Origin of the sequence: Caulobacter sp. (assembly GCF_049283275.1) — a bacterium.
Taxonomy (GTDB): Bacteria; Pseudomonadota; Alphaproteobacteria; order Caulobacterales; family Caulobacteraceae; genus Caulobacter.
Window position 1 is genome coordinate 1 of the sequence record NZ_JBAPVS010000146.1, and the last position, 13,409, is coordinate 13,409.

Genomic DNA, 13,409 nt, shown 5'->3' on the forward strand with positions numbered 1-13,409 from the left:
CGGCCTTGGAGCGCACCTTCAGGGCGTCCAGGCTGATCCCCTGGCTGTAGAGCATGCGGAACAGATAATGGTCCGGCGCCAGCAGCAGGTCGGTGGCGTCCTCGAACGGGGCGTTGGTCGCAAACCAGGCCGGATCGGTGTGGCCGTGCGGGCTGATGATCGGCAGGCCCTTGACCTGGCCGTACAGCGCTCGGGCGATCCCCCGCGTGCGCTCATCGGCCGGAAACAGGCGGTCGTCGTGAAATACCAGGGGCCGGGTCGGTGTGGTCATGGGGCAAACCGGAGAAGGAGGGGGAGGAGAAGGTCGGGGTCTAGGGCAGGGGCGTGAGGCCCTCCGCCCGGACGGTCCAGCCCAACTTGGGGAAGCCGGGGGCGAGACCCTTGGAGCCGTCCCAACCGCCGGCCATCATGCCGACGGCCAGCAGCAGCGAACCGTTGGATGGGAAATAGGTCTCGGCGGCGCGCCGATAGCCCGGACCGTCGGGGCCCACCGCGTCGGCCGCGCCGGGCGTGAAGGCGATGGCGTGTTCGTCGGCATGGATGCGCGGCGTCATGCCGGTGACGCCCCACTGGTTGTTCTTCAGGTCCTTGAACAGCCAATCGACCGCATCCTCAGGCTCGCCCAGTCGGGCGGCGGTCATGGCCACCATCGGAAAGTCCCAGCCCCAGGTCTGGCGCAGGTCCCAATGGGCCTCGGTGGCGCGTAGCGTCCGGCGCATGGTCTGCGGATCGATCCGGTCGCCCCCGATCAGGCCGTAGGCCATCAGGAACGACGGGTGGTCGCGGTTCTCGCACGCTCCCGTCGCGTGGCCGTCGCAGGCCGGCGAGGCGGCCCTGGTCCAGAGGTCAGGCGAGCTCTCGGTCGCCAGATAGAGGCCGTCGCGCTCGGCGACCTTCGACATCTTGCCGATGACGTCGTCCCAGTGGGCGTCGCGCGGCAGGCCCCGCCGCACCCGCCAGGTCTGGGCCGTCTGCAGGCCGCGCCGAAAGTATTCCACCTCGAAGGTCGGGTTCACCGTGGTCAGGGGATCGTAGTTCTCCTGCACCGGGATGATCGGCGGGCCCAGCACATAACGGCCGGTCGCGGCGTCCCAGCGCGGCCAGGTGGCCAGCAGGCGGGCTGTCTGGTCGACCAGTTCGCCGTAGCGGGCCAGGGTCGCCGCGTCGGGGTGGGCCCGGAAAGCCAGTTCGGCCATCAGGATCGGGTGCGGCTGCTGCCACATGATGAAGGGCGAGATCGAGCTGGGGCTGTTGCGACCCTCGGGTCCCGCCATCTTCGGCCACCAGGCGCCCTCGACCTTGTGCCGCCGAGCCTCGGCCCGGGCCTTGGGCAGGTGGGTCAGGTACCAGGAAAGGCCCCGCTCCAGTTCGGCGGACCGTCCCCAGGTGGCGAAATGGGCCGAGTGCCAGGGGTGCATTTCCAGGTGGAACTTGCCGTTCCAGCTGTTGGAGAACAGGCCCTCTTCCTGGGGCGGAGTGTCGCCCGCGCCGTTCAGGGCCTGCAGGTACTGCGACAGCACCACCCGGCGTTCCAGCTCGGCCGCGCGCGGATCGGTGCTGCCGGTGAAGTCGACGACCCCGCCCTTGGACCAGTAGTCGCGCCAATGGGCGGTCACCGCGTCGCGGGCCGTGGCATAGGCGAGAGGCGCCGTCGCTTTCGCGGTTCGTGAAAAGCCGACCATCACCACCAGCCGGTCGCCGGTTCCGGGGCGCACGGCGAAGGCGTGGGGGCCGGCGGCCGCGATCGTCGCCCCGGGGGCGTCGATGCTGGAGCCGTAGATCGTGCTGTCCAGGCGGCGCGTCAGGACCAGTCGGCCCGGCGCGTGGCTCGCCACGGTGGTCGTGTGTCGCTCGGTATGGGTCCAGTCGGACGGGTCGGGATTGAGGTTCGACGACACGCCGGGATAGCGCACCGTGACGCCCAGTCGGCCGGCAGCCACCAGGGGCGAGACGATCTCGACCAGCACGACGTCGCGGTCGGGCTGGACGCGGGTCTCCACCGACACCGGCTGGCCGTCATAGACGAAGCGGCTGGTCAGGGCGCCGGTCCACAGGTCCAGGGTCTGGCGGGTCTGGGACAGGTCGGCGAAGGCGGCCGGTTCGCCCCGGGCGTCGCGCAGGTCCAGGGCGATACGGCCCAATGAGAAATGGTGCGGGTTCTCGCGCAGCCACGCGTCGGCGGGATTGGGCTTCTCCAGCCCGCCCTTCATCCAGGCATAGGGCTGGCGGCCGCGTCCGGGCACGTCCACCGGCGTCAGGCCGTCGGCCTCGGTATAGCCCTTGGGGTTAGGGAAGCTGTGCCACGACCACTGGGCCATGGTCAGAAGCGGGGCCAGGGGCGAGTACGGCTCGGGAAAGGTCTGCAGGCCGGTGATGTCGGCCGTGAAGCCCAGGCTGCCGTTGCCGACCATCATCGGCGCGTGCGGATCGACGGCGGTCAGGCTGGGGTCATGGCGCGAGACCAGGGCGTGGCGGTCGATCGGCTGGGCTTGAGCCAGGGCGGGCACGACGGCCAGGGCGAGGACTGCGCCCAGGGAGGCGAGCCGGATCACGGCGTCACCGCCTTGACCGCGACCCCATCGAAGTCGGCGACGCCTTGTTTCGCCTGACTCGGGTCGCTGTAGGTGAACAGGGCGGGGCGGGCGCCCTTCCACCAGCTGAAGCGCAGCGGAGCCGGCGCGCCCAGGGCGAGGAAGGTCTTGCCGCCGTCGAGGCTGTAGCTGTAGCGCGCGGTCTGGTCGGCGACCTCGACCCGCAGGTCCAGGGCCTTGGCCGGCAGGGTCTGGCCGGGGGTCTCCACGCCGGCCGACGAGAAGGTCACGCGCGAGACGCCGTCGCGACGCGTTACGCCGATCCAGCTGATCCCCTGGCCGAACATCGCCAGGCCCGCACGCTGGCCGTCGACCAGGCCGCCGGCGTCCAGGCGGGCGGTGACGACCGAATGTTCGCTCTGCAGGACCTGGGTCAGGGTGTTGCGAGCCGAGACCAGGTTCGGCGCCGGGGCCGAGGTCAGGCGCAGGAAGCCTGGGCGCTCGGTCAGGCTCCAACGGCGGTCGTCGGGATTATGGTTCCACTCCCACTGCGGGCCCAGCATCGGGGCGGCGAACGTGTCGGAGGTCTGGGGCTGAACCGGCGGGAAGGAACCGCCGACATCCGGCATGGCGTGCTCGGCTACTGGCTGGCCGGCGGTCTCGTCAGGGCCCGCGCCTGGGATCGGCTCGCCCATCACCGGCCAGTCGTCCTTCCAGGACACCGGCTGCAGGTGAACGATCCGGCCATAGGCCCCGGCGCTGTTGAAATGCACGAACCAGCCCTGGCCGGACGGGGTTTCGATCCAGCCGCCCTGGTGCGGGCCCTTCCAGGCCGTCTTGCCGGGCGCCAGCACCACGCGATGCTCGTAGGGACCCCAGATGTTCCGTGAGCGCAGCACGGCCTGGGGGCCGGTCTCGACCCCGCCGATCGGCGCGAAGATGTAGTACCAGCCGTTGCGCTTGTAGAGCTTGGGGCCCTCCAGCACGGGCAGGGCCTTGGCATCCTCGACGATGACCTTGCCGCCGGGCAGCACCGATTTGCCGTCGGACGTCATGCGGTGCAGCATCAGCGGCCCGGCCCCGACCTTGCCGTGGATCAGATAGGCCTGGCCGTCGTCGTCCCAGAACGGGCAGGGGTCTTCGAGACCGGCCTCGGCGATCACCGCCACGGGCGCGCTCCACGGTCCCTCGGGCCGGACCGCGGTCGACATGAAGACGCCCTCGTAGGGCGTGGCGAAGTACACATAAAACTTGCCGTCGTGATGGCGGATCGATGGAGCCCAGACGCCGCCGGCGTAACGCTGGCCGGTCGTGCGCTGGTCGCGGGGCATCCGCGCGCCGGTGTCGTCGGTGGGGACCGGGCCGGGCAGGTCGTATTCCGGCGCGAAGGTCAGCTTGGGCAGCACGTGGCCCAGGATCGTCCAGTGGACCAGGTCCTTGGACGTCAACACCGGCAGGCCCGGTGAGAAGTGGAAGGTCGAGGCGACCATGTAGTAGCTGTCGCCGACCCGGATCACGTCCGGATCCGAATAGTCGGCGTGCAGGATGGGATTGCGATAGGTGGCGGCGGGCGGCGCGGCCTGGACCGGCGCCGCCATGGCCAGCGCCAAAGCCGAAAGTCCCGCCAGTCCCAGCTGTTTCACGCGCATCGCACAGACCTTCTCAAAGCGGTCGAACTCAAAAGCGGCTTTCGGGCGCGCGCAGGGCGGGGGAGGACCGCCGAACACGCGCGCCCGGACCAGGAGGAAGCGTCGAGCGGTTGGGGGGTGATCACGCCCCGCGCGCTCGAACAGAAACACACGCTTCCTCCAGACAGTCTCTAGAACTTCATCTTGCCGCCCAGGAAGAAGGTGGTTCCCAGGACGTCATAGGTGGCCGCGTAGGTGTTGGCCGACGGGTTGGCGCTGCCAAGCACCGGCGGGTCCTTGTCGGCGATGTTCTGCGCCCCGCCGAACACCTGCACGTTTTCCAGCACGTCGTAGGTGAACGACAGGTCGAAATAGTGCTGAGCCGGCAGCTTGGGGTTGGTCAGGGTCGCCAGATCCGGCACCACGCCGCCCGAACGCTTGGGCAGCAGGTATCGGTCGGACATCACTTCGCCGATGAAGCGATGACGCAGGCTGAGGGCGAGCGGACCGGTCCGCCAGGTGACCCGCGTCACGCCCTTCCATTCGGGGATCGGCTGGCCGCAGGTCGGGCCGTAGCCGCCGGCGCAATGGTTCTTGATGTCCGGGATGGCCTGGACTGGCGTCGAGGTGAAATCGTCGGTCCAGGTCCAGTCGGTGCCCACGTCGAAGCGGCTCTCCTGGCTGAGGCCGGGAATGCCGAAGTCGGTCCTGAAGGTGTAGTTGGCGGCGAAGTCGACGCCCGAGGTCTTCAGCCCGCCGGTGTTGGCGTTGGTGACGGTGGCGAAGTAGGGCGGTGCGATTTCGCCGGTGACCGGATTGCGCTGGATGGCTTGGCAGAACTCGCTGCTGGCGCTCTGCACGACGTTGTAACAGAGGTTCAGGGTGTTGTTCAGACCGCCGCCCAGTTGCGAGATGGCGCCGTCCAGATTGATGTTGAAGTAGTCGACGCTGATCGCCAGGCCGCGGATGGCGCGCGGCGTGATGACGGCGCCGAACGTGTAGGTGTCCGACTTCTCGATGCCGACATTGGGATTGCCGCCCGATTGGTTGCCGATGATCGCGTTGGACTGAACGCCCGCCCCGAACACCTGCGAGGCCGGAACGCCGGTGGCGATGCAGAGGGCGCGAACGGCGGCGGTCTGCTGGGCGACGGGCGCGCGGTTCGAGCAGGGGTCGGTCGCCGCGTCGAAGGTCTGGGTCAGGCCGCCGTACAGCTCACCGACGTTCGGCGCGCGGATGGCGTGCTGGAACTGGCCGCGGAAGTTCAGGTCCGAGGTGACCGCCCAGCCGCCGCCGACCGAATAGGTCCAGACTCCGCCGACGCCCTTGAGATTGTAGTCGGAGTAGCGGAAGGCGCCGTTGGCCGTCAGGTTCTTGATGAACGGCAGGTCGGCCAGGATCGGCACGCGGGCTTCGCCGTAGATTTCCTTGACGATGGTGCTGCCGCCCGTGGGCTGGCCGGGGTTGAAACCGACCACGTCGCCCGAGCGCAGGAACTCGTCGGGCGTATATTTCGCCGAGTTGTAGCGCCACTCGAAGCCGGTCGAGAAGTCGACCGGGCCGGCCGGCAGGTCGAAGGCCTCGCCCGAGATGTTGCCCGCCGCGACCTGTTGTTCGGCCTCGGTGATATTGGTGGCGGCGATGACGATCGAACCGACCCCGGCCGGCGTGATGTTCGGGCCGAAGATGTTGAGCACCGGCGCCGCGCCGCCGACCGAAAGCAGACCCGCCTGGAAGCGGCTGCGCGAGACGTTGCCGTCCTGGTGGTCGGTCTGCGAGGTGCGGGCGTAGGAGTAGTAGACGTCGTAGTTCAGGTTGCGCAGGAAGTTTTCGGAGACGCTGCCCAGGTCGCCGCGCAGACCGACGGCCGTGCGGAAGACGTTCCGCTCGGCGTTGTTCTGGCGCAGCCCCACTTCACGCAGACGGCGACCGACATTGACCACCGCCAGGCCGTCGCCCGCGACCGTGGTGCGCGAGGAGGTGCCGGTGGTCACGGTCGTCGTGCCCACTTCCTTCAGGTCCAGCTGCCGCAGGACCTCCTGCATCGGCGCGCTGAGGTAGGGGTTGTTGGTGTTGAACAGGAAGGGGCCGGCCAGGTTGGTCGGCGCCAGCTGCATGTTGACGGTGTTGCTGCTGTAGTGGCCTTCCAGATAGCCCGTCATCCTGCTGTTGAAGTCGTAGTGGCTGAAGGCGTTCAGCATCCAGCGCTTCTGCGGGATGATCAGGTAGTTGTCCGGGCCGAGGTTGAAGTCGTCCTGCGGCGTCAGGGCCGGGCGCGGGGTGGTGCCGGTGTCGTCATAGGTGAAGCCGCGTGACCCCAGGCCGCCCAGGCCGGCGGCGATCAGGGCCGCGTCCAGCGCCGGGTTCGAGTTCGACGAGCCGACGGTCGGCACGCCGGTGAAGCGACCGTTGGGGATGTCGCCGCTGCCGCCGGCGATCAGGCCCTGTTTTCCGCCCGCCGCCAGACAGGTCGAGCCGGTCGGAATCGCCAGCGGCACACCCGCCTTGCTCTTGCTGAACGAGGCGGCGGTCACGCAGCCGTCGGTCAGTTGGTCATAGGTCCAGTCGCCGCGCTGCCGGCGGGTGATCGCGCCGCGATCCAGATAGTTCAGCGAGAAGACCGCGTTGCCCTTGCCCTCGGCGAAGTTGCCGCCGACGGTCAGGTCCAGATTGTAGGTCGGGGTGGTGGTGTGGCTGTCCCAGTTCTTCTGGGCGCTGATCTCGACGCCTTCGAAATCGTCGCGCGTGATGAAGTTGACCACGCCGGTGATGGCGTCCGAGCCGTAGACCGCCGACGAGCCGCCGGTGACCACCTCGGTCTGCTTGATCAGCGAGGCCGGGATCGTGTTGATGTCAGTGGTCTGGTCGGCGCCCGAGATCGCAAAGCGCCGGCCGTTGACCAGCACCAGGTTCCGCTGCGCGCCGAAGCCCCGCAGGTTCAGGGTGGCGGTGCCGCCGGGCACGACGTTCGAGGTCGCGCCGCCGTTCTGCGAACCGGTGAACTGCGGCGAGCTGCCCAGCAGTTGCTCGACGTTCACCGTCCCGGAAATCTTGATCTCCTCGGCGTCGGTGACGGCCACGGGCGTCGGGTCGCTGAACCCGCGCGGCGTCAGGCGCGAGCCGGTGACCACGACGGTCTCGACCACGGAGGAGTCATCCGCGTTGGATGGCGCCGTCTGAGCTTGTGCCAGCGCTGGCACAAACAGCAGGGCCAGACCCAGGACCGCGGGCGACGCCGCGCGGAAATATTCGGCTCTCATTGTAGTTCCCTCCTGTGGGCGGCCCTCTGGCCGCTCGTTGCTAAAATCGGCCGCGAACCCCTCGCCGACGATTAGAAAACTTGGCTGACGGTCGCGTCGAAGCGGCGATCCTCAAGCCAGCGACTGCCGAACGTCCGAAAGCCCGTGACCTGGTCCAGCGCGAAGTTGGACGGAGCCTTGGGCAGGCGGAGCCGGAACAGATCAATGTCCTGCACGTCCCGCATCCAGAAGGCGGGCCGGGCGTCGGACGCCTCGGTGACGATCTCGACGTTGCTCATCTCGATGTTGCGGGCGTGGCGGATGAAGAATCCGGTGGCGGGCAGGTCGCCGAACATATCCGGATCCGGATAGGCCTTGTCGGCCTCCGGCGGCTGACGCTTGGCCAGTTCGGCCGAGCCGCCGCCTTTCGAATGGAAGTAGACGTCGCTGATCTTGACGTCCTCGACCGGGTGGCCGGCGACCCCGGCGATGATCGAGGGCTGCGGCGTGGCGCCGTAGCTGACGATGTTCTGGATGGTGATGCGCCGCAGCTTGCCGACCGCGGCGCCGGCAGGACCGCGCATGCGGCTGCCCAGGCGCAGGAACAGTGGCGGAAAGCCCAGGCCCCGCATGGTGATGTTGCTGATGGCGATGTCTTCGGTCAGCGCGCCGTCCATCGTCTCCAGGGCGATGCCGTAGCAGTGGTCGAACACGCAATTGGTGATCGTCACGTTCCTGAAGCCGCCGTTCGACTCCGTGCCCAGCTTGATCCGGCCATAGCCGTGGAAGCCCGGCGGCATGGTCTTCCACGTGCCGTCGATCACCGAGCCCATCTCGTAATTGCCGGTCAGAAGGCAGTCGGAGATCGTCAGGTTCTCGGTCGGCCGCGCATAGCCCAGGGCGAACGAGCTCTTGGGGCAGATGCCGTCGTCCCACGGCGAATTGATCGTGCAGTTGGTGACCCGCACGTTGCGGCAGCAGTCGATGTCCAGGCCGTCGCGGTTGGTGTCGACAGTCAGACTATCGATAATCAGATTATCGACGCCGGTGGCCAGCAGGGCGAACCAGCCGCCTTGCAGGATCTTGAAGTCGCGCAGCAGCACGTTGCGGCAATTCTTCAGGGCGATGGCCTTGTCGCCGACGCCGGGACCGCTGATGTCCGGCGGATCGGTGGGGAATCTGTGGCCGCGGGTCAGGCCCTTGCCCCAGATCAGACCGGTTCCGACGATGGCGATGTCGTGCAAGTCCTCGCCGAAGATCAGGCTGTTGGTCCAGTGGCTGTGGCCATAGTCCTGATAGGCGTTGCCGGCGCCGGCGCCCGGATCGTCGTAACCGTTCGGCGCCACGCCGGTCGGGGCGGCGGCCAGGATCACGGCGCCCGCCTCGAGGTGCAGGATGATGTTGCTCTTCAGGCGAAGGGTGTAGCAGGCATAGGTCCCGGGCGGGACGTAGACCACGCCGCCGCCGCGTGCCGCGACATGGTCGATGGTCTTGTTGATGGCTGGGGAATCGATGGCCGCGCCGTCGCCGACGGCGCCGAAATCGCGAATGTTGAACCAGTGGTCCGCGGCGTTGGAGGGGCGGGGCTGGGCCAGAGCCGGGACGCCGGGCGTCAATGCCGAGACGCCGGCCAAACCCGCGAGCACCAGGCCTCTTCGATCCAATCTCATCCTGTGCGTCCCCCTTGAAAGCCTGTCTTCCGCAGGCTGGCCGAGGGGGAGGAAACATTCGGGGACCAGGGGTGTCAAATGTTTTTGGTACCGGTAGCATTAAATTTGCCAGCGCTGGCACACTCGATGCTAGCGCTAGCAACGCACCGACAGGCGCGGTATGCCATATGGTGGGAAACGGGAGGGTTCGGTGGCTCAAGGCGAATTCGGCGCGGGGTTGTCGGTCACGATCGACGATGTGGCCCTGGCGGCGGGCGTTTCGATTCGCACCGTCTCGCGGGTCCTCAACAAGGCGTCCAATGTCGGCGAGGAGACCCGCAAGACGGTCCTGGAGACCATCGCGCGGCTAGGCTACAGCCCAAGCATCCGCGCACGGGCCCTGGCCTCGGGACGCTCGTTCCTGATCGCGGTGGTGCAGGACGACCCCAACGCCCATGTGATCAGCGCCCTGCAGCGCGGCATCGTCGAGACCTGTTCGAAACATGGCTACGAACTGGTCGTCCACCCGGTGCGGTTCGGCGATCCTGAGATCGCCGCCGACGTGGAGAGCTTCGTGCGACGATCGCGGGTGGACGGTCTGATCGTCCTGCCGCCGACCTCCGAGATCGCCGCGATCCCCGCGCGCCTGACCCAGCTGGGCGTGCCCTCGGTGGGCATCGCCTCGGTGTCGCTGCCCGAATATCCCTTCATGCTGGTCAGCGACGAGCGGGGCGCGACGTTCGAACTGGGCCGGCGCCTGGTCGAGCTCGGGCACCGCCGGATCGCCCTGATCGAGGGTCCACCCCATTTCCGTTCGGCTCAGGAGCGCAAGGCCGGGTTCCTGGCGGCGCTGCCCGGCCCGATGCCGGACGCCTATCTCCAGAAGGGCGACTACGGGTTCGAAAGCGGTCTGGCCGCGGCTGAGGCGCTGCTGTCGCTCGACTCGCCGCCGACCGCGATCTTCGCCTGCAACGACATCATGGCCGCGGCGGTGCTCAAGGTCGCCCGCGAGCGCGACGTTCAGGTGCCGGGCCAGCTGTCGGTGGCCGGGTTCGACGACAGCGACATCGCCGCGATGGTCACCCCAGCCCTGACGACGATCCGCCGGCCGCTGACCGACATGGCCCGCCTGGCGACCGAGACCCTGCTGGCCATGATCGAAGACCGGAGGGACGCGCCGCCGCACAGGCCGATCGCCCTGAGCCTGATCCAGCGGCAGTCGGCGGCCCCTCCAAAGCCCTAAGGCCAGACGCATCTCCAGTCGAAGACGGTTCTAGGCCGGTTTCGAGGCCAGGATGGTCAGCAGGCCGTCGATCGAATAGGGCTTGCGCACCAGGGGGAAGCCGCCCGCGCCTTGCTCGACGATGATGTGGCTGTAGCCGCTGGTCAGCACGACCTGCAGCTTGGGCCACCGCTGCTGGATCAGCTGGGCCAGTTCCAGTCCGCTGACGCCAGGCATGACAACGTCGGAGAACACCAGGTCGAAGGCGTCGGAATCGCTGGCCAACGCCTTCAACGCGGCCTGACCGTCGCCCACCCAGGTGACGGTCTGGCCCAGTTCCTTGAGGAGGCCGGCGGCGAACTTGCCGACACCTTCATTGTCCTCGACCAGCAGGACGCGTCGTCGGGGGATGGTCGCCAAATCGACCGGCGCGGCGACGGGAGCGATGGGGGTCAGGGCCTGGCCGTGGGCGCTGGGCAGATACAGGGTGAAGGTCGTGCCCGCGTTCAGCCGGCTTTCGACGTCGATCTCGCCTCGTGACTGCTTGGCGAAGCCATAGACCTGGCTGAGGCCAAGGCCCGTGCCCTTGTCGACCGGCTTGGTGGTGAAGAAGGGTTCGAAGATCTTCTTCAGCGTTTCGGGCGTCATGCCCGCGCCGTCGTCCGTGATGTCGACGGCGACAAACGCCCCGCTCGCGGGGGCGTGGCCGCGAACCGCCGGAATGCCTTCGACGGTCCTGGCGCCGATCCTTATCCTCCCACCGCGCGGCATGGCGTCCCGAGCGTTGATGACCATGTTGAGGACCGCGGTGTCGAACTGACTGGGATCGGCCTCGACGATGTGTTCGACCTCGGGGAGGTCCGTCTCGATGGTCACCGATGACCCGATCGTGGTTTCGATGATCCGGTGGAGACCACTCAGGCGCGCACAGACGTCGAAGATTTCCGGTTGCAGGGGCTGGCGGCGGGCGAAGGCCAGGAGCTGTCCGGTCAGGATGGTGGCGCGCTCGGCGGTTTCGGCGATGGCCTCGACATAGCGGACGCGCTTTTCCTCGGGCAGTTCGGGTCGGCGCAGGAAGTCGGCCGAGGCGCGGATCACGGTCAGCAGGTTATTGAAATCGTGCGCGACGCCGCCGGTCAGGCGCCCGATCGCCTCCATCTTCTGGGCTTGGACCAACGCCTCGCGGGAGCGCTCGAGCTCCTCCTCGGCCTGGCGCTTTTCGGTGATGTCGCGGGTCACCTTGGCGAAGCCCAGCAGCCGGCCGGTGTCGTCGTGGATCGGATCGATCAGGACGCTGGCCCAGAACCGCTCGCCGTTCTTGCGCACGCGCTGGGCCTCGCCGGAGAACTTGCCTTCGCGCAGCGCCGTGGCCAGGGCCGCGGCCGGCGCGCCGGCGTCGCGGTCTTCGGGCGTGTAGAACAACGAGAAGTGCCGGCCGACGATCTCGCCGGCGGTGTATCCCTTGATCGCCTCCGCCCCCGCGTTCCAGTTGGTGACGACGCCGTCCGGGTCGAGCATGTAGATCGCGTAGTCGTGGACGCCCTGGACCAGCAGCCGGAAGCGCTGCTCGCTCTCGTACAGCGCCCGGTCGGTCTCGCGCCGGTCGGAAACGTCCCGCGTGATCTTGGCGTAGCCGACCAGTTCGCCGTTCTCGAGCACGGGGTCGATCACTACATGGGTCCAGAAGCGCGTGCCGTCCTTGCGCACCCTCCAGCCTTCGGCCTCGAACCGGCCCTCGTCCGCGGCGGTCCGCAAGGCGCGCTCGGGCAGGCCGGCTTTGCGGTCTTCCTCCGTATAGAAGGTCGAGAAATGGTGTCCGATGATCTCGTCGGCCGTATAGCCCTTGAACAGCTGGGCGCCGGTGTTCCAGGTCGCCACGCGCCCGTCGGCGTCGAGAAGGTAGATGGCGTAGTCCTTGACCGCATCGATCAGCAGCTGGAAGCGCGCGGCTTGGTCCAGGTCGATCAAACGACGAGAAGGCATTACGTCTGACATATCCTGGGGGGCGCTGGGCTGGAGGTGGAACCCCGAGTGCTCCGGCGCAGTTCCGCAAGGCTCGGAGGCGCAGCATCGCGCGCCTGTCGAACGGACGCAACCAGAGCCAGTGTTCCGCCTCGGGAGACGGCTGTCCTGGGCGACTCGTTCCAGACGGCGGCCAAGGCTCGTCGCGTGACCGTGACGGCCATGGTCAGCAAGGCGACGCGCCTTATCAGGTCACCGTGATCCGAGCTGTCGCCGTTTCAGGCCTTGGGCCCGATCGTGGGGGAAAATGGTGGATGCTGCAGGGATTGAACCTGCGACCCCCTCGGTGTGAACGAGGTGCTCTCCCGCTGAGCTAAGCATCCGCCGTGTCGGTGAGGTTCGAAGACCCCGCCGCGAGAGGGACGGGCCTATAGCCCGGCGTTTCGGGGACCGCAAGAGGTCAAAAGCGTGATGCAGGCGGAAGGGACGTCGGAGAAGGCGTCTATCAACAGGTCTCCGCCCAAGGTCTCCACCGGAGCCTCGGTGTAGCCGAAGCTGACCAGCAGGGTCGGGACGTCGGCGGCCTTGGCGGCCAGGGCGTCGTTGATGCTGTCGCCGACCATCACGGCGTGGGCCGGATCGCCGCCGACCGCCGCGATGGTCGCCAGGAGGTGACGGGGATCAGGCTTGGCGGCGGGGGCGCTGTCGGCCCCGACCACGGCGTCGAAATATTGCGTCAGGTCCAGGGCGTCGAGCAGGGCGACCGACAGGTGGGTCAGCTTGTTGGTGCAGACCGCCAGTTTCGCGCCGGAGGCCCGGAGCGCGACCAGGGTCTCGACCACGCCGGGGAAGGGCGTGCTCTCATGGGCGATGCGGCCCAGATAGAGGGCGATGAAACGCTCGACCAGAGCCGGGGACTGGCTCGCGTCTAGCGGCGCGCCGGTGGCGGCGAAGCCGCGCTCCAGAAGGGCCTTGGCGCCGCGGCCGACCATCTTGCGCACGTCGTCGAACGGCAGGGGCGGCAGGCCTTCCTCGGCCAGGATGATGTTCAGCGAGGCCACCAGGTCGGGGGCGGTGTCGACCAGGGTGCCGTCGAGGTCGAAGGCGATGGTCGCCCCCCTCAAGATTTGGCCATTCAAAATGTCGGTCGGCAGAATGTCGTTCTGGGCATGCATGGC

General features: G+C 68.0%; 8 protein-coding genes and 1 tRNA gene. 1 reads left to right on the top strand and 8 read right to left on the bottom strand.

From position 1 onward, the window contains the following. From WAL33_RS07455 to WAL33_RS07475, 5 genes are all read right to left on the bottom strand, one after another. A partial coding sequence (locus WAL33_RS07455) for a glucuronate isomerase (RefSeq protein WP_422180006.1) occupies window positions 1–271 on the bottom strand: 271 nt, incomplete at its 3' end. A 40-nt stretch (window positions 272–311) separates the two neighbouring features. Beyond that, window positions 312–2,552: a hypothetical protein gene (locus WAL33_RS07460; protein ID WP_422180008.1), complete on the bottom strand. Its 2,241-nt coding sequence runs from the start codon at window positions 2,550–2,552 to the stop codon at window positions 312–314. Next, entirely contained in the window at window positions 2,549–4,180 is a 1,632-nt protein-coding gene (locus WAL33_RS07465) for a glycoside hydrolase 43 family protein (protein WP_422180010.1), read from the bottom strand. Before WAL33_RS07465 ends, WAL33_RS07460 begins: the two co-directional genes overlap by 4 nt. Before the next feature lie 170 nt (window positions 4,181–4,350). Next, window positions 4,351–7,305, bottom strand: a complete 2,955-nt coding sequence (locus tag WAL33_RS07470; RefSeq protein WP_422180012.1) for a TonB-dependent receptor domain-containing protein — start codon at window positions 7,303–7,305, stop codon at window positions 4,351–4,353. Window positions 7,306–7,490: 185 nt separating this feature from the next. Next, the gene (locus WAL33_RS07475; protein ID WP_422180014.1) at window positions 7,491–9,044 is read right to left on the bottom strand and encodes a rhamnogalacturonidase; all 1,554 of its coding nucleotides are present in this window, start codon (window positions 9,042–9,044) and stop codon (window positions 7,491–7,493) included. Between the two features lie 214 nt (window positions 9,045–9,258). On the opposite strand from WAL33_RS07475, the gene WAL33_RS07480 reads away from it, so the two are divergent. After that, entirely contained in the window at window positions 9,259–10,290 is a 1,032-nt protein-coding gene (locus WAL33_RS07480) for a LacI family DNA-binding transcriptional regulator (RefSeq protein ID WP_422180016.1), read from the top strand. Window positions 10,291–10,320: 30 nt separating this feature from the next. On the opposite strand, the gene WAL33_RS07485 is transcribed toward WAL33_RS07480, so the two are convergent. The 3 genes from WAL33_RS07485 to gph form a co-directional block, all read right to left on the bottom strand. Then, window positions 10,321–12,252: a PAS domain S-box protein gene (locus tag WAL33_RS07485; protein WP_422180018.1), complete on the bottom strand. Its 1,932-nt coding sequence runs from the start codon at window positions 12,250–12,252 to the stop codon at window positions 10,321–10,323. A 287-nt stretch (window positions 12,253–12,539) separates the two neighbouring features. Next, a tRNA-Val gene (locus tag WAL33_RS07490) sits at window positions 12,540–12,614 on the bottom strand. 45 nt (window positions 12,615–12,659) lie between these two features. Beyond that, entirely contained in the window at window positions 12,660–13,406 is a 747-nt protein-coding gene (gene gph, locus WAL33_RS07495; RefSeq protein ID WP_422180020.1) for a phosphoglycolate phosphatase, read from the bottom strand. Window positions 13,407–13,409: the final 3 nt, after the last annotated feature.

Bases quoted from the DNA above. Each gene is read 5' to 3' on its own strand.
- WAL33_RS07485 (WP_422180018.1), bottom strand. From the start codon at position 12,252: ATGCCTTCTCGTCGTTTGATCGACCTGGACCAAGCCGCGCGCTTCCAG.
- gph (WP_422180020.1), bottom strand. From the start codon at position 13,406: ATGCATGCCCAGAACGACATTCTGCCGACCGACATTTTGAATGGCCAA.
- WAL33_RS07465 (WP_422180010.1), bottom strand. From the start codon at position 4,180: ATGCGCGTGAAACAGCTGGGACTGGCGGGACTTTCGGCTTTGGCGCTG.